This window comes from Methylocystis bryophila (assembly GCF_027925445.1).
GTDB lineage: Bacteria > Pseudomonadota > Alphaproteobacteria > Rhizobiales > Beijerinckiaceae > Methylocystis > Methylocystis bryophila.
Map to the genome: position 1 here is coordinate 1,121,234 of NZ_AP027149.1, position 23,382 is coordinate 1,144,615.

Below are 23,382 nucleotides of genomic sequence, written 5' to 3' on the forward strand. Positions count from 1 at the left end.
GCCTTGAACGTTAGCTCTGTGTCACTGAAGGGGATGAGCGACTTCGGGAAACGGCGAGAGCCGCGAACGCAACGCACAGATGAGCGGTTCGCCGATGCTGAGTGAAGCGAGAGCCGTGAGCGAAGATCGCATCGTTGGAGCCCGTCAGCGAGGATCGAGGACAGGCGCGGCGCATGGCGCGTGCGCAGGAGGCTCGCAGCAGCGAACGGCAAGGGTTCGCGGGAGAGGCAAGGCGCGGAAGGACCGCAAATAAGAACCCTCGCCCTTTCCATGCCTCCCGTCGGATTCAATCGGCGCGCTATCTTAGAGCGCGCCGCGTTTTTTTACCGCGGCCTTCATTTGTCGTCCGTGAAGAACTCATAAGCCTCTGTCATGGCGGGTGATACGGCTACGTTAAAGTAATCGTTTTCGCCGGGATTGGGGCTGTTTGCGCTGGTTTCCTTGCAAATTGATCTCGCGCCGGAGGCGTGATTCTCTGCCCTTGACGAACGGTCGGCAGGGAGATTCGCAATGCGTCCGAAGGAGCGGCGTGACAGTGGGCAGCGGGATCTGTTTCGGGCGCGTCTCGATCAGATCGTCGACATGGCTCACCCGCTGGTCAAACTCCTGCGCACGATCGACTGGGGCTTTCTGGAGCGGCGCTTCGGCGCCGTCTACGCCGACGTTCCCGGTCGGCCGCCGCTGCCCACAAGGCTCATGGCCGGCCTCGCCATCCTCAAGCACATGCACGATCTCTCCGACGAGGCGCTGTGCGATCGCTGGCTGGAAAACCCCTATTTCCAGCTCTTCTGCGGCGAGGAGTTCTTCCAGCACAAGCTGCCCTTCGACCGCTCCTCCTTGACGCGCTGGCGCCAGCGCATGGGCGAGGAGAAGCTCGCGGCGCTGGTTCAAGAGAGCCTTTCCGTCGCGACCAGGACCGGGGCGGCGAAGCCCTCTGACTTCGCCAAGGTCATCGTCGACACCACCGTGCAGGAGAAGGCCGTCGCCTTCCCGACCGACGCCAGGCTGATGCATCGCGCGCGGGAGCGACTGGTGCGTCTCGCCAAGAAGCACGGCGTGGCTCTGCGTCAATCCTACGAGCGGATCGGCAAGCACGCGCTCATCGCCTATCAGCGCTACGCCCACGCCAAGCAGTTCAAGCGCGCGGGCAAGGCGCTGCGCAAGATCAGGACCTATCTCGGCCGCGTCGAGCGCGACGTCGCGAGGCGCATCAAGGACAATGAGGCGCTGCGTGATGTTTTCCGTCGGCCGCTCTATCTCGCCGAGCGCGTGCGCGAGCAGCGCCAGAAACAGCGTGGCCGCAAGGTCTACAGCCTGCACGCGCCCGAGGTCGAATGCATCGGCAAGGGCAAGGCGCATCGCCCCTATGAGTTCGGCGTCAAGGTGTCGGTGGCGACGACGCTCTTTCGCTCGAAGGGTGGGCAGTTCGTCGCGCATGTGCAAGCGCTGCCCGGCAATCCCTACGACGGCCATACGCTGGCGCAGGTCATTCCCGACATGGAGAAGCAGATCGGCGCCTCGATCTCACGCATCGTCGCCGACCGCGGCTATCGCGGACACAACGCCCCCGCGGAGCACAAGTTCAGCGTGTTCATCGCCGGCCAGCGGCGGCGCGTGACCGGGGCGATCAAACGCGAGCTCAGGCGACGCTCGGCCGTCGAGCCGGTCATCGGCCATCTGAAAAGCGACCACCGCATGGGCCGCAACTTCCTCGCCCACAGCGCTGGCGACGCCGCCAACGCCGTGCTCGCCGCCGCCGGCTACAACTTCAGGCGCCTGCTGGCCTGGCTGGCGCTTTTTTGCACCATCATCCTAGCCACCCTCGCCCGATTAGGTTCAGCTCAGAATCGCCCACTCGCCGCCTGATTGCTCGTTCTTCACGGGCGACTCATTTGCGTCGCGGCAGCCCATGCCGGGGTCGAAAGAAATAATAGAGCAGGCTCACGGCCGAGAAGGCGAGACCGAACAAAAGAACGACCATGCCGATATTCTGGTCCTTCATGGTCTGGCTATAAAGCGCGATGCACAACCCCACCACGACGAGCCACAGCGGCGTTTGGCTGGGCTCCGGCGGTTGTTGCCGCTTCTTGAAGGCGTCCGACATCCCAGCCTCCTCGATTTCGTGGGCGGTGCGCTCACGGCAAGCAAGCTAGGGCGTTTCTCCCGTCTTGGCTACCGCCCCGATGCGTCTGCGCGCCTACCCCTCTCTGCAGTGCGTTTTCATTGGCGTGAGGGACCCCCTCTCCCCGTTTACGGGGAGAGGGCAGGGGTGAGGGGCTTGGCGGATTGCAAGCCCCTGAGGCCATCGAAATCCGAAGCGAAAGGGCGTGATCGCAGAAGCGTCTCCAGCCCCTGGCCCCTCTCCCTAACCCTATTCCCGTTTGCACGGGGAGAGAGAATCCTACAGCGTCGCGACGATCAACTCCCGCAGCGTCGGCGTCGCCTCGGGCATCACGCCGAACCAGTCGCGAAAAGCCGGGCGCGCCTGATGGATCAACATGCCGAGCCCGTCGACCGCGACGAGGCCGGCGCGGCGCGCGCTTGCGAGCAGCGGCGTCTCCAGCGGCGCATAGACGATGTCGCAGACGACGCTAGAGGGCGGCAGCGCGCTGATCTCAATGTCGAGCGGCGGCTGGCCGACCATGCCCTGGCTCGTCGTGTTCACCAGGAGCCCCGCGCCCCTCTGACCCGCATTGCGCTCCTCCCAGGCGTGGGCGTGAACCTTGTCGCCAAAATCCGCGGCCAGCGCCTGCGCGCGTTCGCGCGTGCGATTGAAAACGCGAATCTCCGTCGCGCCCGCATCGAGGAGCCCGGCCACGATCGCGCGGGCGCCGCCGCCGGCGCCGATCACAACGGCGGGCGCGGCCTCGGCGCGCCACTCCGGCGCAGCGGCCCGCAAGGCCGCGATGAAGCCGAAGCCGTCGTAATTCTTGCCGGTGAGCCGCCCATCCTCTCCGACGACGACGCAATTGATCGCGCCGATGCGCGCCGCGCCGTCTTCCACGACGTCGACGAGCTTTAGCGCCGCCTCCTTGTGGGGAATCGTCAGATTGCAGCCGGCAAGCCCCAGCGTCGCCATCGCGCGCAGCGCGGGCCCAAGCTTGCCGGGCTCAATGGCGAAAGGCGCATAGGCGCCTTCGACGCCATGCAGCTTCAGCCAGTAATTGTGAATCTTGGGCGAGCGCGAATGGGCGATGGGCCAGCCCATGACGCCGGCGAGATGAAAGCGGTTGTGCATGAGGGAACAGTCTCGAAGGGAAATCGCGGTCTCAGGCTACAATTTTGCCGCCGTCTGGCATAGCCGCAAAACGCGGCGGTGGGCTGGATGTGTCGGCGGGTCGTTTTCTTATTGTGACATTCGCTTGATACTCGGGCGCCGCGTCGGCTTTTGCTCCACATCGCCGCTGCACGAAATTCACTTTTGCCCGCCGCCGCAGCCCATAGTCCTCGCGGCGTGATCGGCGAGGCGGCGGAGGCGACGCTGGCATGAGCACGATCGTTCTCGGGCTAACCCGCGCCCTGGTCTACGCCGCCGAGGCGCACGCCAACCAGCGGCGCAAGGGCGCTGCCCAAGAACCCTACATCAATCATCCGATCGAGGTGCTCGACCTCGTCGCCCGCGCCACCGGGGGCGCCGATGAGGAGCTTCTGACCGCCGCGCTCCTGCATGATGTCGTCGAGGACACGCCGGTCACGGCCGAGGAGCTCGCCGCCGCTTTCGGGGAGCGGGTGGCAAGGATCGTCACCGAGAACTCCGACGACATGACCTTGCCCAAGGACGAGCGCCGCCGGCGGCGAATCGCCGCGATGCCGCACAAGTCGGTGGCGGCGCGCATCGTCAAGACCGCGGACGTGATCTCGAACCTGCGCGCGACCGCCGCCTCCCCGCCCGCCGGCTGGGCGATGGAACGCCGCCTCGGCTATCTTGAGGGTGCCGGCAGCTTATCGACGCCGGTCGCGGCGCCAATGCCGCAATCGAGGCGCTCTTCGACGAGACGGCCGCTGACGCCGAGCGGACGATTCGCGCCGACGCGGCCGTCGACGTCGGCGGCGCGGAGGGCGTGGCCCGGCATCTCGACAGCGTCATCGGCCAGGCGGTGCATCTCGTCTACCTGCCGAACACCAAGGGGCGGGCGATCACGGACGCCGACGTGGACCGGCTCTGCGAGACCATCTCCCGCAACTTTCCCTCCGCCACCGTGCAGCACGCGGAGGCGATCTTCGACGGCAGCCGTCGCCCGATCCTGCTCGCGCGCATCCGCACCGACAGCACCGATGCGGTGGTGGCGCTCGCCCAGCGGCTCTGCCTCGCCTTCGACCAGCGCTTCGTCGGGATCGAGGTTGGCGGGCGCTACATCCGCGTCTACGCCGACGACACGGGCTGACCTCGCTGGCTTGCGCCACAGGCTTGCCTGAAGGCGTCGCCTTCGCCAAGCTTGCCGGGCTCAATGGCGAAAGGCGCACAGGCGCACTCGATCCCACGCAGCTTCAGCCAGTAATTGTGGATTTTCGGCGAGCGCGAATGGGCGATGAGCCGCCCATGACGCCGGCGAGATGAAAGCGGTTGTGCATGGGGAGGGGATCTCGAAGGGAGGTCGCGCGCCAAGGCTACAATCTTGCTGCGGGCCGGCATAGCCGCAATACAGGATGATCGATTTCGCTGGTCCTGGCGGCCCTGCGCATGATGCTTTGTGCAGCCCAAGACGACTGCCCCAGCGCAGGGAGCTCGTACATTACTCAGCTGCCGCCGCCCGGGAGTAATCGCTTGAAGCCTCTTCCGTGATCCCTCTGGACGCTTCTTGAGCTGTTCGTCTGACGTTTTCTCGGCGCGCGCGTTCCTGCGCGGTTCTACGCCGACGAAACTCTGCTCGCTCTTCTGGCGTCATCTGGGCAATGTAGCCTCGGTTCTGCGCATTTCTGCGATCCCTGCGCGCGCGCAGATCTTCCGGCGTCGACATGCTCCGAGCTCTTGGCTTAGGCTGCGCCTCGTTCTCCACTTCCAAGCGCCCCGCTTGGCCGTCCTTCTCTTCGTCCACTCCATCGTAGGGCCAGGGCCAAAGCGCTTCTGCGAGGACAAAAACTTGTTCCGTGAAACGCTCGAGCTCTTCGCGCGACCTGATGGTGACGGAAATGTTTAGAGCGTCTTCGTTATTCGCCTGGAACTCGATCTGCATCGATGCCAAACCTCTGTGCTCACCGCTCCTGGAACCTCTTTCAAAACTTTGCAGGGAACGAATCCGATCGGAAGCGCTCTGGTCGGATCGGCGACCGCCCTGCTAGGCGCAGCCGGCGGCGTTGGCGCTCTTGGCGCCGCTACTCTTGCCGCCGCCCCAGGCTGGCATTGCACCCCGGGCCGAGCTAGCGCCTGGCGCGGTGGTCGCTCCCGCTCCAATGAGCGCGAGTATGATGGCGACCAAGCGCGACGGCGCTAATTCCCTTGTTTTGAATTTGGTTCGAGCGGAAGTCTGCCGAAGCAAAGCCTCTCGCTGGCTCTCGCGGCCGGTTCGGCGGCTCTGAGCCCGTCCGAGGCTCACTTTTTTGCGGCTCTTTGCCGCAAACGACGTTTACAACACCAAGCTGACCGGAAGCTGACGACATTACGTACATTCACAACGTACATTCACGGCGCAGCGCGGGCTCGTGCGCCGAAAGGATTTGGGGGCTCACCCCCCCGCGCCATCGCGAAACTTCAGCCACTGCTGGCCAAGGCTTTGGCTATAGGCTACGCGCTTCGCCGAGCTTGCTGGGCTCAAGGGCAAAGGCGCATAGGCGCCCTCGATCCCATGCAGCTTCAGCTTATGGATCTTGGCGAGCGCGGATGGGCGATGGGCCAGCCCATGACGCCGGCGAGATGAAAGCGGTTGTGCATGAGGGAACAGTCTCGAAGGGAAATCGCGGTCTCAGGCTACAATTTTGCCGCCGTCTGGCATAGCCGCAAAACGCGGCGGTGGGCTGGATGTGTCGGCGGGTCGTTTTCTTATTGTGACATTCGCTTGATACTCGGGCGCCGCGTCGGCTTTTGCTCCACATCGCCGCTGCACGAAATTCACTTTTGCCCGCCGCCGCAGCCCATAGTCCTCGCGGCGTGATCGGCGAGGCGGCGGAGGCGACGCTGGCATGAGCACGATCGTTCTCGGGCTAACCCGCGCCCTGGTCTACGCCGCCGAGGCGCACGCCAACCAGCGGCGCAAGGGCGCTGCCCAAGAACCCTACATCAATCATCCGATCGAGGTGCTCGACCTCGTCGCCCGCGCCACCGGGGGCGCCGATGAGGAGCTTCTGACCGCCGCGCTCCTGCATGATGTCGTCGAGGACACGCCGGTCACGGCCGAGGAGCTCGCCGCCGCTTTCGGGGAGCGGGTGGCAAGGATCGTCACCGAGAACTCCGACGACATGACCTTGCCCAAGGACGAGCGCCGCCGGCGGCGAATCGCCGCGATGCCGCACAAGTCGGTGGCGGCGCGCATCGTCAAGACCGCGGACGTGATCTCGAACCTGCGCGCGACCGCCGCCTCCCCGCCCGCCGGCTGGGCGATGGAACGCCGCCTCGGCTATCTTGAAGGGTGCCGGCAGCTTATCGACGCCGGTCGCGGCGCCAATGCCGCAATCGAGGCGCTCTTCGACGAGACAGCCGCCGAGGCCGAGCGGACGATTCGCGCCGACGCGGCCGTCGACGTCGGCGGCGCGGAGGGCGTGGCCCGGCATCTCGACAGCGTCATCGGCCAGGCGGTGCATCTCGTCTATTTGCCGAACACCAAGGCGCGGGCGATCACGGACGCCGACGTGGACCGGCTCTGCGAGACCATCTCCCGCAACTTTCCCTCCGCCACCGTGCAGCACGCCGAGGCGATCTTCGACGGCAGCCGTCGCCCGATCCTGCTCGCGCGCATCCGCACCGACAGCACCGATGCGGTGGTGGCGCTCGCCCAGCGGCTCTGCCTCGTCTTCGACCAGCGCTTCGTCGGCATAGAGGTTGGCGGGCGCTACATCCGCGTCTACGCCGACGACACGGGCTGACCCCGCAGGGTCTCAGCCCCTATGGCTCGCGCGAGAGAACCCTAATGGCGCTTAGGACCCGAAACGGACATGCTGCCCCAACGGATGATGCGGGAGTTGGACTTAAACTCAGAACACGAAGGAATCGTCGACCTACCCACCGTCGACCGGCGTAGTCGATACAGAATTGCACATCAAAATATCCGTCTTACTTTATAATACCTAAAAATCTTTTGACGACCACCACTCAGCGTGCGACGAATGAAGGGCGGCCATGACTCGGTTTGAGCGGCATATTCTAAACAATCGGCGGCGGGGCTACGGTCGGCGGGACGCGTCTTTCAGGAGTTCAGCATCAGTCGTTCAAGGGGAAAGCCGATGACACATATAATGCGCCGGTTCGCTGTGAGCTTCCTTTGCGTCGTGGCGATCACGAGTTTTGGGTCCTCGCTTTCATCGTCTTTTAGGGCTTCCGCCCAACCGACAGATCCAGCGCCTTCTTCCACGCCAGCCCCCAAATTGTCCGTCGAGGAGCGCGCGCTGAGGCAGAGCTGGCGCGCGGACATGCTTAAAGCGGCGCCGCCCAAGCCTGGATGCTTCCATTCAACCTACCCGAACAAGGAATGGCGGGAGGCTCCGTGCAGGACGGCGCCAAACATCCCCTATCCGATGAGGACTGATCTTGTTCGCGCGGATGTGGGCGGTGGATCAGACTACGTCGCCCAAGTGGCGGGCTCCATCTCGACCGCGAGCGGGACTTTCAATCGCGCCACGAACTTCAGCGAGAGTGGTCTCGGAGGCGCAAACGCCTTTTCCTTGCAGCTCAACACCAATCGATTTGTTAGCCCTCTTTGTGAGCCGCCATCCACAACCCCGGCAACGCCTAAGTCCCCCAACTGTATGGGCTGGCAACAATTCTTGTTTTCAAATTCCAGTCAGGGATCCTTCATACAATATTGGCTAATCGGTTACTTCGACAACCGTTCCACATGCTCGGAGGCCGCGGACGTGGCGCACGGTGGTTGTTGCCCGAAGGATTGGACGACATTCAAGGCAACCGCCACTGTCTCTGGAGCCAACGGTTGCTTCCGTAATAGCCCCATGAGCTCGCCGACCACGCCTCGCGTCATTCTTACGGCCCACACCCTCTTAGATATGAACCTCGTGGGCCGAGTCGCAAACAATACGGACAGCGTTGTGTTTGCCGCGGACACCCAGGATTTATACACTGCGAACGGCCTGAGCAACATCCTCAGTCTTGCAGGCAATTGGAACGCCGTCGAGTTCAACATCGTCGGCGATGGCGCTGTTTCCCCGATAGCTAATTTCACCGACGGGACGAAGATGGACGTCTGGGTCGAAGTGGACGGCGAGCCGACCTGCGCGCAACCCTCGACCAGCCAACCCACGACCGGCCTTACGAACGAGTCAAACAACCTCACGTTAGTGAACGGCGACTCAGGTCCCTGCTGTGCCTGGACAGGTCAGGGCGGGGGCGGAATTAGTTTCACCCAGAGCAACGCCGCCGGCGTGAAATCGATTTGCGATGCGGGTGACCATTGCCTACCGCCAGGCGCATCATGCTCTGTCACCGGTCTGGGGTGTTGCGCCCAATTCGGTCAACACGAATGCAAAAACGGACGTTGCGTTCCTGTCGTTCCGGTCCAGAGCTGCAACGGTGTCCGCAGGCCGACACAGGCGTGCGGAGGAGGAGGACTGGGATGGCAATGTTGCGGCGAAGACGGCTGGGAATGCGGACCATGCCGCTGACTGGCGGCCTTAGCGCGCGTCCCGATCGAACGGAATCGTTCAAGCGATAAGCAATCGCGCCAAGTCAAAAGTGAGAGCATGTCATGACCGGAAAACCGCTTCGCGCTTTTCCGGGACATGCTCTGGTTTCCCGCACGGCAGCCCGGCGCGTGCGATTGGCTGCTTGGCCAGAGGCTCCTGAGCGCGCCGGAAGCAACGAGGGTTTTTATCCCTTGGCGCCATCGCGAAACTTCAGCCACTGCTGACCGAGGCTCGCGCCATAGGCCTCCTTGAAGGCCTCGCCGAAAAACGCGCCGTCCTGAAGCTTCGTCAACAATTTCGCGAAAGCCTCGGGCTGCTCGCGTTTTAGCCAAGCCACGAAAAGCCCCGCCTCGCGGAAGGCGAGGTTCTGCCGATAGCGGAAGAAATCCGCGCCCTCGCCCTTCGGCTTCGGCTCCTTCTCGAAGGGGATAGAGTTGAAATCGCGCCAGACGCCCGTCTCTGCGACCTTGATCGCATAGCCGTCTTTGAGCGCCGCCAACGCCTCTTTTTCGTCGACGCTTTCCGCCCCGCCGCCGTCCGAGATCATCACGGCCAGGCCTTCCGTGAACCAGCTCGGCGGACGCTCCGCGATCACGCCGCGCCAGCCGAAGAGATGCGTGTGCGAAAGCTCATGCGTCAGCACTTTTTTCAGCTTCGGCTTGTCTTCATGGCAGAGCGCCGGCGAGAGCAAGACGCGGCCCGAGCGCGCCGTGGCGAGGATGCCCACATCGTCATAGCCGTTGGAGCGCCCGTAATCGCCGTAAGAGGTATAGACGACGACGATCGGCTCCTTGGCGAAGGGCTTGCCCTGCGCCGCGACGACCCGCGCGGTCGCCTCGCCCATGAGCGCTGCGACGTCGCGCGCGCAATCTTCTCCGCCCGGCTGAAAATGCACGCGCGCATCGTCGAGATCCGACGGCAAGGCGGCAGGATCGGCGAAGAGCGAAAGCGGCGTGAGCCGCTTCTGCAAGGAGACGACCGACTGATAGGCTAAGAGCAGCATCAGGCCGACGCCGACGATCTTGAGGAGATGCCAAACAGTCATCGTTAGAGTGCTTCAATGATCTCTTGCGCCCAGGCGGCGACGGCTTCGCTCGCCTTGCCGTAGTGGCGTTCGTCGAAGAGATAGGCGTTGTCGGAAGGTTCGAGATTCAACTCGCACGTTCTCAGCCCCAGCGCGCGCGCTTCGGCGACGAAGCCCGCGGCGGGATAGACCGAGCCGGAGGTGCCGATGGCGACGAAGCGGTCGGCGTGGACGAGCGCCGCATAGATCTCTTCCATATGCAACGGGACCTCGCCAAACCAGACGACATGCGGTCGCAGCGCGCCCTCAGCCTTGCAGGCCGCGCAGGCGCTCACCGCGCAGGCGCTCGCCTCGCCGAGGTCGTCGCGACAGGGCAGAACGGCGTCGCAGCGCAGGCAGCGGGCCTTCAGCAGCTCGCCATGCATGTGGATCACGCGTTGCGAGCCGGCGCGCTCGTGCAGATCGTCGATGTTTTGCGTCACCAGCGTCAACTCCCCGCCGCGCGCCGCGAGCTGTCGCTCGAGCTCGGCCAGAGCGACATGAGCGCCGTTCGGCTCGGCGTCGAGAAGATTGCGCCGTCGCGCATCGTAAAACGCCTGGACGGATGCGGGGTCGCGGGCGAAGGCTTCGGGCGTCGCGAGCTTTATCGGATCGAAGCGCGCCCAAATCCCTTCGCCTTTTTTGTCGCGGAAGGTCCCCAGACCGCTTTCGGCGGAGACGCCGGCGCCCGTCAGCGCAAACAGCCGCATGACGCGCGTCCAGAGCCGGAAACCGCCTGTCTCACGCGGAGACCGGCGTCGCAACGAGAGGGGGCGCCGGAGACTCAGGCGCGAGAGGGGGCTCCGAGGCCGATTGCTTCGGCGCGCTGGCGAGCTCCCAAACCTTCTCGTGGCCAAGATAGATGAAGGGACCGAGCACGAAGCCGAAGGCGGTGAGCGCCACCGCGGTCGTGGCGTCCCCCACCACGAGAAAATTCGTCGTAAACTCGGTCACTGTCGCGAAGGCGCGGAAAGTGACGGTCTTCGCAACGGATCGCTCCACCTCCAGCGCGTCCCTTTCCTCCTGCGGTGCGCCGGAGCCGAACGCCGGGAGCGGAACCGCAACGGTGTCCTGGGGGGCGAAACGGTTCCACGCGGTCTCGTGAACGAAGTAGAAGACCGTGCCCGCCGCGAGCGAAATGGCCGAGAGACCCGCCGCAGCCTGAGCCTGGCCGAGGATCGCGAAGTTCCAGCTCAGATCGCAGGCGGTGATGACGACGCGATAGGTGATCGACTTTCCCAGCGCTTCCTTGATCTTGAGCCCAGGGAGAGAAATGTAGCGCGTTTCTTCTGCGTCGCTCCGCGTCGCGGGCGGAAGCAGGGGAAGGGCGGACGGCTTTCCGCCTCCGCGCGTCTGGCGCCATAGGCGCGGGGCGAACACCACCGCGCCGCCCAGCGCAAGGAAAAGCACCGCCGCCTCCACGAGCGCCGCCCCGGCCCCGACGGCGCCGAGCGTCGCCGCCGCCGCGAAGACTCCGGCGCCCTTGGCGGGCGCGCCGCGCCGGGCGGCCGACCTCGGCGCCTTATTGGTCGGGGCTCGTTTTCCGCGCTTCACGTTCGGCTGCGTCATGCCCGCATCCTATTGCCGGCGGGCGAGAAGCGCAAACTTGAGCTTTCTCTTCCCGGCGGGCTCGATAGGGCGGATCAATTGCAGATTCGTGATCCCTGCCCCGCAGGAGAGTCCGGGGAGCAGATCCGAGCGGGGATTTTGATCAGATTGACGTCCGCGGCGAGACCGATCACCAAAGTCAGCGCAAGGATGGCCGCGAAAACGAAGGTCGCCACGAGCGTGGCGCCCCACAGCAGCTCGACGAGCGCCCACGCGTGCTTCTTGAACCAGTCTTCCGATCTCGAGAGGACCTGGGTGGTCATGGCGAAGTTCCCCTTCGGCGCCCCAGCCCCGTCGCTTGCATGAAAATGCAAGATAGCGTCTTCGCGAAGGAGGGCGAGGTCCGAGAGGGGAGTTCCTCAGTCGATCGAAAAGGACTCGTTCCCGATCAAAAGCTTTTCCGCGACATGCTCTAAAAGGCGTCGGCCGCCTTGCTGACGACGAAGATCAGCAATCCGACGAGGCCGCCGACGAGCGTTCCGTTGATGCGGATGAATTGCAGATCGCGGCCGACGCTCAACTCGAGCTTGTCTACGAGCGTTTGCGCGTCCCATCGGCGGACCACGTCGGAAACATAGGCGCCGATCTCGGCGCGCCGCGGCGGCAGCGCGCGCAGCGCCCAGAGCCGAATACGGCGGTTGAGCGCCGCGGTGAGCGCGGGATCGCTCGCGAGCCAACGACCCAGTCCCGCGAGCGCGGAGTCGATTCCCTTCGCGACGTCGTCGCCGCGCTGAGTGAGATCGGAGAGCAGGCTCGCCTCGACCTTCTCCCAGAGGACTTCGGTCTGGCGCAGAAAAACGGGATCGGCGAGAATGCTTGCCTTGAGCGCCTCCCCCTCTTCTCTGATTTTCGGGTCGGTCGCGAGCGTTTCAATAAAGCCTTCGACCGACTTCTGCAGCTCCTGACGCCAGGGATGATCGGGCTTGCGCATGTTGGAGAGCGTGTCGACGAGCCCGGCGACGACTCTCTCGACCAGCATGGCGTCGATCCATTTCGGCAGCCATTTGGGCGCTCTCTTCGCGGCCCGCCGCTGGATGTCCTGGCGTCTCGCCAAGAGCTGATCGCAAGCCTCCGCGATGGCGCGGTCGAGCAAAGCCTGCGCCTCGCCTCGCGCCCAAAGCGTCTCGAGCAGATGCGCGCCGAGCGTCGCGATGGGGACGGATTGCGCGCCCTGCCGCGCCACTTCGTCGACGACTTGTCGAATTCGATCCTTCGGAACGATCTTCGCGAGCTCGGGCAGCGCCCGACTGCAAAAGGAGGCGATCTTGGCGGAATTCTTGGAATCGCCCAGCCAGCGGGTCAGTGCGCCCACCGCATCGACGCTGCGCAGCTTTTGGTCGACGGTGCGGCGCGTAAGGAAGTTGGTTTCGATGAAGCGGCCGAGCGCGTCGGCGATACGGTCCTTATTGGCCGGCACGATGCCCGTATGCGGGATCGGCAGTCCGAGCGGTCGGCGAAACAGCGCGACCACGGCGAACCAGTCGGCGCAAGCGCCGACCAGTCCGGCCTCGGCGAAGGCGCGCACATAAGGAACCCAAGGATAGGCGTCGCCGAGGCGCTTCGTCGCCGCAAAGACCGCCGCCATCAGCAGCAGCAGCAGCGTCGCGACGAGGCGCATCCGAAGGAGATCCGTCGCGCGCTCGCCGCGCCGCGCCGCTTCCGCGTCGGTGATTTCGGGCGGTTTCAGCATCGCTCAAGCAGTCGCAAAATTCTTCGCCGATCCCAGGGGGCAGAGGCGTTTCCGGCTCACCAATTGAGCCAACGCCGTCCGGCCGCATATCCCGCGAGCGTAACGATAGCGATCGCTAACGAATACCACGCGACGACGAAAAATGGGCTGTCGTCGGTGCAATGGAGGGCATAGAGCGTGGCTCCGACCCCTCCGGCCAGAAGCCCCGCGACGGCGCCCGCGAGCCCCGGGTCGGAGGGCGCTCCCCGTCGCAGCGCATGGAGCGCGCAGGCGAGCGGCGCCGCCGACAGAAGCGGGATTAGCGTCAGGCAATAGGGGGCGTTATGGCCGACGAGTCGCGCAGCCCAGGAAGCGGGCGGCGTCGTGACGGCTTCGGCGAGCACGCCGAAGCCGATGACGAGCAGCGTGAGAGAGAGGGCGCCGAGCCACGGCTTGACCTTCGCCCCCGGCGTCGCAAGCCGCGAGACGAGCCCCAGGCTCGTGACGCTGAGCGTCAGCGTCGTCACGAATTTGAACCAGAGACGCGGCGAGGCGATCTGCGCGCCCAGGTCAGGCCGAAGGCGCAAGGCAACCAGCAAGATGAGGCCCGCCAAAACCGCGCCGCAGGCGAGCTCGAGGCGCAGTCGAGCGCGAAACCTCAGCCTCGAGGGCTCGAGATCGGCGACGAGGATATCGATCAGCGCGCCGGTTTTCATGCCCGCTCTCCCCGAAAGAAGGCGGCGAGCCGCTTGACGGCGCGGTGGAGAGCGACGCGAACCGCGCCTTCGCTCATGTTCAGCGTCGCGGCCGTCTCCCGCACCGAGCGGCCCTCGATCGCCAACGCCCGCACGAGGCTCTGGTCGCGATCGCCCAGTCGCCCGATCATGCGGTCGAGATCGATTCGATCGAGGTCGTCGTCAATGCTTCCGACGCTCAGCATGTCGGCGAAATCCTCGATTGGCGCGACGGTGGCGGCGCCGCGCCGCCGTCTTGCGTCCACGAGCTTGTTGCGCGCGATCGTCATGATCCAGGGGCCGATGGGGCGCTCCGGCTCCCATGTTTCCCGCTTCAAATGGATCGCCAGCAGCGTTTCCTGCACCACATCCTCCGCCTCGCCCGGATCGAGACCGATGCGCCCGCAGTTCCGTCTCACGACGGCGCGAAGCGCAGGCGTCAGGGAAGCCAGGAGACGTCGGTAGGCCTCGCCGTCCCCGGCGGTCGCCTGGCGCATCAACGCCTCCCACTCGGCTTCGGCGCGAGCCAAACCCAATCCCCTCTCCTCTTCCTCGTCGAAAAGCGATCCGGCGTTACAGCGTCAGCCTTGCGGCCGCGTCCCTTTATCATCATTGCCGCCCCCAGGGCGAGCGTCGGCGGGATCGGGCTGTAACGGTCGCCTCTGCATCCGCGAAGTCAAGAACGCGAACCAAACAATTCGCAGAACAACCTGAATCGGGAGAGCGAAATGAAAACCACCGTCTATTCGAGCGCGGCCATTGCCGGCGCGGCCATCGCGCTCGCGCTGAGCGGAGCGGCGTCCACGCCCGCCTTGGCGAAGAAGGCGCCGGTGCATTGCTCCGGGATCAATAGCTGCAAGGGCATGGGGGCCTGCAAGACGGCGAACAACGCCTGCAAGGGCCAGAACGCCTGCAAAGGGCAAGGCTTCGTCGAGGTCAAATCGCAAAAGGTCTGTGAAGCCAAAGGCGGCTCGGTCGTCGAGTAGCGCGAGACGCTCTCGATCGCAATCACGGCAATCGGGGGAAGAGGTCTTTGCACGAACCTCATCCTCAGGAGGCTCCGCAGGAGCCGTCTCGAAGGATGAGGATTCGTACTGGACGTGGCGCTACTGCGTCGCGGCGGCGAGCTGGTCCTTCAGTTTTGGCTCATTGGCGTTCGCCGCGACGAATTTGTCGAAATCTTTTTTGTTTTGGGCCGCGTAGAGCATCGCGAAAGAGGCGATGGCGTCTTCGAAGGTTTCGCTCTTCCCCATGTAGCCCGCAAGCGTCGTCGCGTCCGCAGAGCGGGCATGGGCGCGCGCGAGCGTGCGGCCGCAAAGGATCGCATATTGGGTGAGGGCCTTGGCCTCCAGAAGGTCGCTGATCGAGCCGAGCCGGCGGTTTTTCAAATGGCGAACGTAGAATTGCCGCTTCGAGACCGGGTCCTGCGTATAGCCGAGGAAGCTGTCGGCCGCCGTCTGCATGATGCGCTGACCTGTGACGACGCGGGCTCCCTGTTGTCCAGCCCAGGGTTTGCCACCAAGCCGCTCGAGCGCCGAGGTCATCGCCTCCTTGAGCTGCAGGAAGAGCGGCTCGCCGTCCTCGGTGACGTAGAGGCCGATGGCGCAATAGGTGCCGACGCTGCCGACGCCGACGACCTTCACGGCCGAGTCCGCAAGGCGGTAGCGCGCCAGGAGGATTCCCACCTCCGCCGGCAGGGTTGCGAGGACGCTCTCGAAGACCTGCGGCAAATCGACATGGATGGCCGCATCCTCCACGTCATTGTCGTGATAGATCAGCGGCGGGTGATCGGCGATGCGCCAGCCGCCTTTCTTGGAGTCGCCGACGAGATGAGGGAAGTTCTTGTCGTCTCCGTGGTCGGCGCGCTTGTGCGCGGCGGCCTCGCGCAGCGTCTTCGCCAGATCGCCTTCGAAGAGATCGGCCGCCTCGCGGCGCAGATCGACTCGCGCGTGCCACGCCTCATAGGGAGAGAGCGCCGCGAGCTGCGCCATGCGCTCGCGATAGGCTTTCACCGACTCTTTTGCGACCGCGCGCGCCTTTTTCTCCGAGTCGCCCGCGGCGAGCGCGGCGACGGCGCAACTGGCGGCAAGGCGCTTCACGTCGACAGTGAAATCGACGCCGGGCAGCGTCTCGTCGAAATCATTGATGTCGAAAAGCGCAGCGCCTTCGGGCGAGACGAAGGCGCCGTAATTCATCAGGTGGCCGTCGCCGCAGGACTGCACGGGGAAGCCGGGAGGCTTTTCCGTGGCGAGGTCGACGGCCATGAGCGCCGCGGCGCCGCGCAGGAAGGCGAAAGGCGAGGCGGCCATGCGCTGGCGACGTATCGGAAGCAGATTGGGGAGACGGCCCTTGTTGGTCTCCTCGATGATTGCAATCGGATCTCGCGCCGTGGCGGAGAACTCACCGAGCGACTCGCGCGAGACTTCGGCGCGGCGCTTTTTTCCGGCCTCGTAGCGCGCGTCGACGGAGAGCTGCGCGAGGGAAGTGGCTGAGCTGGATGCTTGCATAGGTGAGCCTCCCCGAGACGTTTGCTCTATCGATCAAGAAAAGCAGGATTATTATAGAAATTTGATCGAAAGGTCACAGCCGAGCTTCCAGTCGGGCTGGGCCATGAGGTGCGTTTGGTCCGCCCGGCAAAGCCCATAGTAGTTCATTGCCAACGCGCCGAACAGTGGCTGAAGGCTGAGCGGTAGCGACGCCATGAATCCGCGCTATGAGGAAAAGGGCGTCGGTCGCTTTTGTCTCATTGTGGTAGAGCGTTATAAGCCAAAGGGACTTAAAGACTCTCGCGAAGCGCTTTCGCAGCGATAATCCCATGAGGTCGCCTGGTGTCAAAAACTGTTCAGATGATCATCATTGCGGCGGTTATCGCGATCGGGGGCTACATCGGCTATCAGCACTGGAGCGCCGCGCGATCGGCGCTGCCGTCGGGGATCGCCTCTGGCAATGGGCGCATCGAGGCGAAGCTCGTCGACATCGCGGCAAAGGAGCCTCTGCGCGTTAAGCAAATCCTCGTCGACGAAGGCGATCTCGTGAAGCCCGGCCAGGTGGTGGTGCGAATGGACACGGTGACGCTCGATGCTCAGCTCGCCGAAGCCAAGCTCAGCGTCGTGGCGAAGCAACAGCAGGAAGCCGTCAGTCGAGCCACGATCGGAAAGAGGCAGGCTGAAATCAACCTCGCCAAGACGGAGGTCAAGCGCAGCACGGCGCTGGTCAGGGAGAGGGCCGGATCTCAGCGCGAGCTCGACGTGCGCCAAATGGCGTTGGCGACGACGACGGCCGGCTTGGCGGAAGAAGAGGCGAAGCTGCGCACGATAGAACAGGAGGTCAAGGTCGCCATCGCCACCGCCGCGACCATTCAGACCCGCATCGACGACGCCATACTCAAATCTCCGGTCACGGGGAGGGTGCTTTATAAGCTGGCCGAGGTCGGCGAGGTGATCGCGGCGGGTGGGAAGGTGCTGACTCTTACCAATCTCAGCGACGTTTACATGGAGATCTTCCTGCCGTCCGCTCAGGCCGCGAGGATCAGGGAAGGCGCGGAGGCGAGGTTGACCCTCGATGCGCTGCCGGGCGTCGCCGTCGCCGGCTATGTCAGCTTTGTGTCGCCGGAGGCGCAATTTACGCCGAAGCAGGTCGAGACCAAGACCGAGCGTGATAAATTGATGTTTCGCGTCAAGATCCGCGTGCCCGAGAAGATGGTCGAGTCCCACATCGACGTTGTGAAAACGGGCGTGCGCGGCGTCGGCTATGTCAAGCTCGACAATTCCGCCGAGTGGCCGGCTTACCTGCAGAATCTCGTTAAGCCCGGGGGCGAGCAGGCAAGTCGCAGCGCGAAACCGTAAAGCCCCGGAGCGACAACCTGATGCTGGATTCTGCGACTGACGCGTCAAAGGATGCACGCGTCGCTCCGCCTGTCGTTTCGGTCGCCAAAGTCACGCATCGCTATGGCAAGACGCTGGCGGTCGACACGCTTTCGCTCGACATTCCGAGCGGGCTCATGGTCGGCGTCATCGGTCCCGACGGCGTGGGCAAGTCGACGCTTCTGGCGCTCATCGCCGGCTCGAAGAAGATCCAGCAGGGCAAGGTGATCGTGCTCGGCGGCGACATGGCGGACGCCCGGCATCGGCGAGACGCCTGTCCCCGCATCGCTTACATGCCGCAGGGTCTCGGCAAGAACCTCTATTTAGAGCTCAGCGTCGCGGAGAACATCGATTTCATGGCCCGGCTCTTCGGCCTCTCCGCCGAGGAGCGTCCGGCCAAAATCAAGGAGCTGCTCGACGCAACGGGGCTTGGGCCTTTTCCCGAACGCCCCGCCGGAAAGCTTTCGGGCGGCATGAAGCAGAAGGTTAGCCTCTGCGGCGCGCTCGTGCATGAGCCGGATCTGCTCATTCTCGACGAGCCGACCACCGGCGTCGATCCCTTGTCGCGGCGGCAATTCTGGGCGCTCATCGACGACATTCGCCGGGACCGCCCGAGCATGAGCGTGATGATCTCCACCGCCTATATGGACGAAGCCGAGCGCTGGGATTGGATCGTCGCCATGGACGCGGGCCGTGTGCTCGCGACCGGCACGCCGAAGGAACTTATGGAGCGAACGGGGACGAAAGACCTGGAGCGGTGCTTCGTCCAATTGCTGCCGGAGGAAAAGCGCAGCGGCCACGTCGACCTGACCATCCCGCCAAGGCCAAAGGGCAAGGCCGAGATCGTCATTGACGCCAAGGGCCTGACGCGCCGTTTCGGCGATTTCGTCGCGGTCGATCACGTAACCTTGACGATCGAGCGCGGGGAAATTTTCGGCTTCCTCGGCTCCAACGGCTGCGGCAAGTCGACGACGATGAAGATGCTGACGGGCCTTCTGCCGCCGACGGAAGGCAGCGCGACGCTCTTCGGCCACTCCGTCGAAGCCGGCAGCATCGAGGTGCGCAAAACGCTCGGATATATGACGCAGGCCTTCTCTCTCTATGAAGAGCTTACCGTCAGAGAGAACCTCGTTCTCGACGCGCGCCTGTATCACCTCCCGCCCGACAAAACGAAGACGCGCATCGACGAGCTTGTCGAGAAATTCGGTCTCGGACCCTATCTCGATGCGCTTACCAAAGATCTGCCCCTGGGTCTGCGCCAGCGGCTTTCGCTCGCGGTCGCCGTGCTGCACGAGCCGCAGATGCTCATCCTCGACGAGCCGACCTCGGGCGTCGATCCGGTGGCGCGCGACGGCTTCTGGGAATTGCTCATCGATCTCTCGCGCAACCAGGGCGTGACGATCTTTATTACGACGCATTTTATGAACGAGGGGATGCGCTGCGATCGTATCTCGCTCATGAATGCAGGAAAAGTGCTCGCCGCCGACGCGCCGCAGAAGCTCATTGAAGCGCGCGGCGCCGCCTCGCTCGAGGAAGCCTTTATCGGCTACATGGAAGACGCGATCGCCGAAAAGGCGGCCAAGGAGAGCGCTGCAGCGGCGGCGCCGGCGAGCGCCGAGAAACCGGTGGGGCTTGCGCACGCCCCGCGCTCTGCTCTCTCGCTCGGGCTTGGCCGCTTGCTCGCCTATAGCGCCAATGAGACCATGCAGATTCTGCGGGACCCGATCCGTCTGGCCTTCGCCTTCCTAGGGTCGGCGCTTCTGATGCTCGTCTTCGGTTTCGGCATCACGACGGACGTCGAGCATATCCGCTATGCCCCCTTCGATCTCGACCAGACCGCGGAGAGCCGCGCCTATCTCGAGCAATTCGCGGGAACGCCGCGCTATTTCACGCTGACGGAGCCGGTTCGCTCAGCCGACAGCGCATTGAGGCGTCTGCAAGCGGATGACATCTCGCTGGTCATCGAGATGCCGCCCAATTTCGGTCGCGACTTGCGCAAGGAGCTTGCGCCGGAGGTGCTCGCCTGGGTTGACGGCGCCAACACCTACCGCGGCGAGACCGTCTCTCAATATGTTCAAGCCGTTCAGATGACGATGATGCAGGATCCCTCGAACGGGCTGCCTACCGAGCCTCCAAAATATACGGCCACGTTCCAAGATCGCTACATGTATAATCCGACATTTGAAAGCATTTATGTTATGGTTCCCAGTGTTCCGCCTATGTTGCTGATCTTCATTCCCGCCATCCTAATGGCGATCAGTGTCGTGCGCGAAAAAGAGCTTGGTTCGATCATCAATTTCTATGTCACGCCGACGGCGCGGCTGGAATATCTGCTCGGCAAGCAGATCCCCTATATCGTGATCGGCTTCGTGAACTATTTTATTTTAACGGCGATGGCGATCATCGTGTTCGGCATACCCGTCAAGGGCGACTTTGTGATTTTAACCATCTGCACGCTGCTCTACCTCGTCACGACGACCGGCATCGGCATGGTGGTCTCGACATTCACGAGCAGCCAAGTCGCCGCCGTGTTCGTGACCGCGATTCTGACCCTTGTGCCGACGATCAATTTCGCTGGTCTGTTGCAGCCGGTTTCGACGCTTGCGGGGAGCGCGAAACTCATGGGCGCAATTTGGCCGACGTCCTATTACATGCATGCCAGCAGGGGCGTCTTCACCAAGGGGCTCGGCGCCGATTTGCTGATGCAGGATGTGGTCTATCTGGCTTTCTGCATCCCCGTTTTATGGCTCGTGAGCGTGCTTGCCTTGCGCAAGCAGGAGAACTAGCCGTGAACACTCTGCTCAACGTCTTCTGGCTGGGGCTGAAGGAGTTTCGCAGCCTCGCGAGCGATCTCGTGATGGTTTTCTTTGTCCTCTATGCTTTCACCGGCGCGATCTATGCTCAAGCGACCGGCACATCGAGCGAGGTCCGCAACGCCTCCATCGCCTTCGTCGACGAAGACGGTTCGGCCCTCTCCAAGGAGCTCATGAACGCCTTCTATCCGCCGCGCTTTCAAAGGCCAGACATCATCCCCGTGTCCGAGGTCGAAACCTCGATGGATCGGGGCGAATATATGTTCGTCGTCGTGATCCCGCCGCGGTTCGAGCTCGATCAGCGCGCCGGCCGTCATCCCGACATTCAGCTCAACATCGACGCGACCGCCATGACGCAGGCGGCGATCGGCAGCGGCTACATCAAGAACATCATCAACGACCGTGTTTCGAGCTTTTTCCGACGAACAGACCGATCAGCCGCCCCTCCGATCAATTTGATCATCCGGCGCTTGTTCAATCCTAATGGCGAATCCTCCTGGTTCACGAGCGTCGTCGCCATCATCAACCAAATCACTCTCATAACCGTCATTTTGACGGGAGCCGCCGTCATCCGTGAACGTGAGCACGGAACGCTCGAACACCTGCTCGTCATGCCGCTCAACGCTTTCGAGATCGCCATGGCGAAGATTTGGTCCAACAGCCTTGTGATCCTCATATGCACGGCGCTTTCGCTGCGCATCGTTGTCATGCAATTGCTGGAGTCGCCTTTTGCGGGCTCTGTCCTGCTATGGTTCGCGGGCGTGCTGCTTTATCTCTTCTTTGCAACCGCGCTCGGCCTGTTCCTCGGGACGATCTCTCGCTCCATGGCGCAATTCGCCTTGCTCATCATTATCGTGGTCCTCGTGCTCCAATTGCTCTCGGGCGGCAACACGCCTGTCGAGAGTCAGCCGGCATGGCTGCAAAGTTTGACCTTCCTCCTGCCGTCTCGCCATTTCGTGAGCTTCTCGCAAATCATCATCTATCGGGGCGGCGGATTTCAGGACGTCTGGCGGCAGTTCGCGATGGTCGGCGGGATCGGCCTAACCTTTTTCGTCTACAGCCTGTCGCTGTTTCGAAAATCGATCGCGGTCACGCGATAGGCGGGGAGCGCACATCGACAGCGCTGGCGCCGTTTGGCCTTTATCGAGAACTAACCCTATTAAGCGAGGCCGCGGCGTTAATTAGCCCCCTCGGTGAGGGGCGGGGAGCTTTATGAAGCGTTCGACGGGCGCGAGGGGCATGCTTGCAAAGCGAGCGCGGAGACCGGCGCGCGCTGCGGGACTCCTCGGCCTCACGATCCTAACCGTCGGCTGCGCCGTCGGACCCGACTTCGTTCCCCCGGAAGTTCCGGTCAATGAGGATTGGCTCGAGCATCGCGATCGGCGCGTGTCCGAGCATTCCGGTCCGCATCTCTATTGGTGGAAGGTCTTCAAGGACCCGACTCTCGACCGACTTATCGAGATCGCGTCGGAGCAGAATCTTCCCCTTCAGGTCTCGGGGCTGCGCATTCTCGAATCGCGCGCGCAACTGGGCGTGGCGGTCGGCGAGCTCTTCCCGCAGGTCCAGCAGGGCACGGGGCTCGCGCAGGAAAATCTTCTGAGCTCGCGCGTGGCGAACCAGAACTTGCCCGTGTTTTTTAGGCATAACTTCCCGATCTACAGTCTCGGTTTCCAGGCCGGCTGGGAGCTCGATTTTTGGGGAAGGCTGCGCCGCAACGTCGAAGCCGCCGACGCCAAGCTCTTGGCGACCGCTGCCGACTACGACAATGCGCTTGTGTCGCTCACCGCAGAGGTCGCGCGCGACTATACGTGGATGCGGACATATGAAGCGCTCATTCGTCTCGCCCACGAGAACGCCAAGGTCCAAAAGGAGGGATTGGACGTCGCCGAATCGCGGTTCCGAAATGGCGCCGTCTCCGAGCTCGACGTCACGCAGGCGCGCACGCTGCTCGAGAGCACGCTCGCGTCGATTCCGGAGTATCAGTCCGAGTGGCAAAAATACAAAAACGCCCTGAGCGTGCTGCTCGGGCGTCCGCCAGGCGCGATTGAGTCTCTTCTTTGCCGTCCGGCCGGAATTCCGTCGGCGCCCAAGAGCATAGGGGTTGGCTTGCCGGCCAATCTTCTCCGCCGTCGCCCGGATATTCGCGCCGCCGAGCTTGCCGCAGCGGCCGAAAGCGCCCGCATCGGCGCCGCTGAGGCCGAACTCTATCCGCGCTTCGTCTTGTCCGGCGAGGTCGGGGTGCAGGCGAGCGACGTCCACAAGCTCTTTGCGCCCCATAGCCTCGCCTACACGCTTGGGCCGACCTTCACATGGCCCATTCTGAACTACGGCCAGATCACCAATAATGTGCGCGCGCAGGACGCACGCTTTCAGCAAGCGCTCACCAATTATGAGCAGACGGTGCTTTCGGCGCAGCGAGAGGTCGAAGACGGGTTGATCGGCTATCTCAAGGAGCAGGAGAGCGCCGTCAATTATCAGCGCGCTGTTGAGGCTGCGCTCGAGTCCGTGCGTCTCTCTATGATCCAGTATCGCGAAGGCGCGACGGATTATCTGCGAGTGCTCAACTCGCAAACTTCCTTACTCCAGCAGAGAAACCGGCTCGTGGAGGCGCGGTCGACCATCGCGCTTAATCTCATCGGCGTTTACAGGGGGCTTGGCGGCGGCTGGGAGATCCGCAACGGCAAGCCGGTCGTTCCCATAGAGGTGCAGGCGGACATGGCGTCGCGCACCAATTGGGGCGATTTGCTGCCGGCGCCTTCTCCGCCCCCGACCGACGCCCTGCCTTTGCCGACGCCGGCGGGCGCGGCGCCGGCCCTGAGGCCCCCGGACTGGTGAGCGGGCGCGC

Annotated in this window: 19 protein-coding genes and 1 pseudogene; 9 read left to right on the plus strand and 11 right to left on the minus strand. The window is 63.7% G+C overall.

Annotated elements, in window-relative coordinates; genetic code table 11:
• The first annotated feature begins 510 nt into the window (after positions 1–510).
• Positions 511–1,866 carry an IS5 family transposase gene (locus QMG80_RS05190; protein WP_085770453.1) on the plus strand — a complete coding sequence of 452 codons (1,356 nt, stop codon included), beginning with the start codon at positions 511–513 and terminating at the stop codon, positions 1,864–1,866.
• Positions 1,867–1,888: 22 nt separating this feature from the next.
• Here the strand turns inward: QMG80_RS05190 and QMG80_RS05195 are convergent, their stop codons facing one another.
• Positions 1,889–2,104, minus strand: coding sequence for a hypothetical protein (locus tag QMG80_RS05195; protein WP_085771853.1), 216 nt, complete (start codon positions 2,102–2,104; stop codon positions 1,889–1,891).
• Positions 2,105–2,401: 297 nt separating this feature from the next.
• Positions 2,402–3,238, minus strand: coding sequence for a shikimate dehydrogenase (locus QMG80_RS05200; protein WP_085771854.1), 837 nt, complete (start codon positions 3,236–3,238; stop codon positions 2,402–2,404).
• 248 nt (positions 3,239–3,486) lie between these two features.
• On the opposite strand from QMG80_RS05200, the pseudogene QMG80_RS05205 reads away from it, so the two are divergent.
• A pseudogene (locus QMG80_RS05205) lies at positions 3,487–3,834 on the plus strand (HD domain-containing protein); the annotation flags it as partial.
• 86 nt (positions 3,835–3,920) lie between these two features.
• Here QMG80_RS05205 and QMG80_RS05210 read toward each other — a convergent pair.
• Positions 3,921–4,073, minus strand: coding sequence for a hypothetical protein (locus QMG80_RS05210; protein ID WP_245300292.1), 153 nt, complete (start codon positions 4,071–4,073; stop codon positions 3,921–3,923).
• Between QMG80_RS05210 and QMG80_RS05215 the strand changes: the two genes are divergently transcribed.
• Positions 4,062–4,385, plus strand: coding sequence for a hypothetical protein (locus tag QMG80_RS05215; RefSeq protein ID WP_245300293.1), 324 nt, complete (start codon positions 4,062–4,064; stop codon positions 4,383–4,385). The two genes, QMG80_RS05210 and QMG80_RS05215, sit on opposite strands and share 12 nt — an antisense overlap.
• 1,732 nt (positions 4,386–6,117) lie before the next feature.
• On the plus strand, positions 6,118–7,017 hold the full coding sequence (locus tag QMG80_RS05220) for an HD domain-containing protein (RefSeq protein ID WP_085771856.1): 900 nt from the start codon (positions 6,118–6,120) through the stop codon (positions 7,015–7,017).
• A gap of 1,954 nt (positions 7,018–8,971) precedes the next feature.
• Here the strand turns inward: QMG80_RS05220 and QMG80_RS05225 are convergent.
• The 7 genes from QMG80_RS05225 to QMG80_RS05255 form a co-directional block, all read right to left on the minus strand.
• Positions 8,972–9,832 (minus strand): hypothetical protein, encoded by an 861-nt coding sequence (locus tag QMG80_RS05225; protein ID WP_085771859.1) that lies wholly within the window; start codon positions 9,830–9,832, stop codon positions 8,972–8,974.
• A gap of 2 nt (positions 9,833–9,834) precedes the next feature.
• A complete protein-coding gene (locus QMG80_RS05230) occupies positions 9,835–10,560 on the minus strand; it encodes an NAD-dependent deacylase (protein ID WP_085771860.1) in 726 nt (241 codons plus the stop codon).
• A gap of 31 nt (positions 10,561–10,591) precedes the next feature.
• On the minus strand, positions 10,592–11,419 hold the full coding sequence (locus QMG80_RS05235; RefSeq protein WP_085771861.1) for a DUF2061 domain-containing protein: 828 nt from the start codon (positions 11,417–11,419) through the stop codon (positions 10,592–10,594).
• A 74-nt stretch (positions 11,420–11,493) separates the two neighbouring features.
• The gene (locus QMG80_RS05240) at positions 11,494–11,721 is read right to left on the minus strand and encodes a hypothetical protein (RefSeq protein WP_085771862.1); all 228 of its coding nucleotides are present in this window, start codon (positions 11,719–11,721) and stop codon (positions 11,494–11,496) included.
• A 149-nt stretch (positions 11,722–11,870) separates the two neighbouring features.
• On the minus strand, positions 11,871–13,148 hold the full coding sequence (locus tag QMG80_RS05245; RefSeq protein WP_085771863.1) for a DUF445 domain-containing protein: 1,278 nt from the start codon (positions 13,146–13,148) through the stop codon (positions 11,871–11,873).
• A 56-nt stretch (positions 13,149–13,204) separates the two neighbouring features.
• Entirely contained in the window at positions 13,205–13,843 is a 639-nt protein-coding gene (locus QMG80_RS05250; RefSeq protein WP_085771864.1) for an NrsF family protein, read from the minus strand.
• Complete coding sequence (locus tag QMG80_RS05255) at positions 13,840–14,397, minus strand: sigma-70 family RNA polymerase sigma factor (protein ID WP_085771865.1); 558 nt, start codon at positions 14,395–14,397, stop codon at positions 13,840–13,842. Before QMG80_RS05255 ends, QMG80_RS05250 begins: the two co-directional genes overlap by 4 nt.
• Positions 14,398–14,589: 192 nt before the next feature.
• Between QMG80_RS05255 and bufA2 the strand changes: the two genes are divergently transcribed.
• The gene (gene bufA2, locus QMG80_RS05260) at positions 14,590–14,847 is read left to right on the plus strand and encodes a BufA2 family periplasmic bufferin-type metallophore (protein ID WP_085771866.1); all 258 of its coding nucleotides are present in this window, start codon (positions 14,590–14,592) and stop codon (positions 14,845–14,847) included.
• Positions 14,848–14,967: 120 nt separating this feature from the next.
• Here the strand turns inward: bufA2 and QMG80_RS05265 are convergent, their stop codons facing one another.
• Positions 14,968–16,368 carry a DUF2252 domain-containing protein gene (locus tag QMG80_RS05265; protein WP_085771867.1) on the minus strand — a complete coding sequence of 467 codons (1,401 nt, stop codon included), beginning with the start codon at positions 16,366–16,368 and terminating at the stop codon, positions 14,968–14,970.
• 321 nt (positions 16,369–16,689) lie between these two features.
• Here QMG80_RS05265 and QMG80_RS05270 point away from each other — a divergent pair, with 321 nt between their 5' ends.
• The 4 genes from QMG80_RS05270 (at position 16,690) to QMG80_RS05285 (ending at position 23,372) form a co-directional block, all read left to right on the plus strand.
• Entirely contained in the window at positions 16,690–17,706 is a 1,017-nt protein-coding gene (locus tag QMG80_RS05270) for an HlyD family secretion protein (protein WP_245299900.1), read from the plus strand.
• Between the two features lie 20 nt (positions 17,707–17,726).
• Positions 17,727–20,510, plus strand: coding sequence for a ribosome-associated ATPase/putative transporter RbbA (gene rbbA / locus QMG80_RS05275; RefSeq protein WP_085771869.1), 2,784 nt, complete (start codon positions 17,727–17,729; stop codon positions 20,508–20,510).
• A gap of 2 nt (positions 20,511–20,512) precedes the next feature.
• Positions 20,513–21,637: an ABC transporter permease gene (locus QMG80_RS05280; protein ID WP_085771870.1), complete on the plus strand. Its 1,125-nt coding sequence runs from the start codon at positions 20,513–20,515 to the stop codon at positions 21,635–21,637.
• Positions 21,638–21,749: 112 nt separating this feature from the next.
• A complete protein-coding gene (locus tag QMG80_RS05285) occupies positions 21,750–23,372 on the plus strand; it encodes an efflux transporter outer membrane subunit (RefSeq protein ID WP_245299901.1) in 1,623 nt (540 codons plus the stop codon).
• Positions 23,373–23,382: the final 10 nt, after the last annotated feature.

What these genes read in the sequence shown, in the direction of transcription:
- QMG80_RS05210 (WP_245300292.1), bottom strand. Translation starts at nt 4,073, where the DNA reads ATGCCGGGCCACGCCCTCCGCGCCGCCGACGTCGACGGCCGCGTCGGC.
- QMG80_RS05230 (WP_085771860.1), bottom strand. Translation starts at nt 10,560, where the DNA reads ATGCGGCTGTTTGCGCTGACGGGCGCCGGCGTCTCCGCCGAAAGCGGT.
- QMG80_RS05250 (WP_085771864.1), bottom strand. Translation starts at nt 13,843, where the DNA reads ATGAAAACCGGCGCGCTGATCGATATCCTCGTCGCCGATCTCGAGCCC.
- QMG80_RS05200 (WP_085771854.1), bottom strand. Translation starts at nt 3,238, where the DNA reads ATGCACAACCGCTTTCATCTCGCCGGCGTCATGGGCTGGCCCATCGCC.
- QMG80_RS05240 (WP_085771862.1), bottom strand. Translation starts at nt 11,721, where the DNA reads ATGACCACCCAGGTCCTCTCGAGATCGGAAGACTGGTTCAAGAAGCAC.
- QMG80_RS05195 (WP_085771853.1), bottom strand. Translation starts at nt 2,104, where the DNA reads ATGTCGGACGCCTTCAAGAAGCGGCAACAACCGCCGGAGCCCAGCCAA.
- QMG80_RS05225 (WP_085771859.1), bottom strand. Translation starts at nt 9,832, where the DNA reads ATGACTGTTTGGCATCTCCTCAAGATCGTCGGCGTCGGCCTGATGCTG.
- QMG80_RS05235 (WP_085771861.1), bottom strand. Translation starts at nt 11,419, where the DNA reads ATGACGCAGCCGAACGTGAAGCGCGGAAAACGAGCCCCGACCAATAAG.
- QMG80_RS05285 (WP_245299901.1), top strand. Translation starts at nt 21,750, where the DNA reads ATGAAGCGTTCGACGGGCGCGAGGGGCATGCTTGCAAAGCGAGCGCGG.
- QMG80_RS05220 (WP_085771856.1), top strand. Translation starts at nt 6,118, where the DNA reads ATGAGCACGATCGTTCTCGGGCTAACCCGCGCCCTGGTCTACGCCGCC.
- bufA2 (WP_085771866.1), top strand. Translation starts at nt 14,590, where the DNA reads ATGAAAACCACCGTCTATTCGAGCGCGGCCATTGCCGGCGCGGCCATC.
- QMG80_RS05265 (WP_085771867.1), bottom strand. Translation starts at nt 16,368, where the DNA reads ATGCAAGCATCCAGCTCAGCCACTTCCCTCGCGCAGCTCTCCGTCGAC.
- QMG80_RS05245 (WP_085771863.1), bottom strand. Translation starts at nt 13,148, where the DNA reads ATGCTGAAACCGCCCGAAATCACCGACGCGGAAGCGGCGCGGCGCGGC.
- QMG80_RS05190 (WP_085770453.1), top strand. Translation starts at nt 511, where the DNA reads ATGCGTCCGAAGGAGCGGCGTGACAGTGGGCAGCGGGATCTGTTTCGG.
- rbbA (WP_085771869.1), top strand. Translation starts at nt 17,727, where the DNA reads ATGCTGGATTCTGCGACTGACGCGTCAAAGGATGCACGCGTCGCTCCG.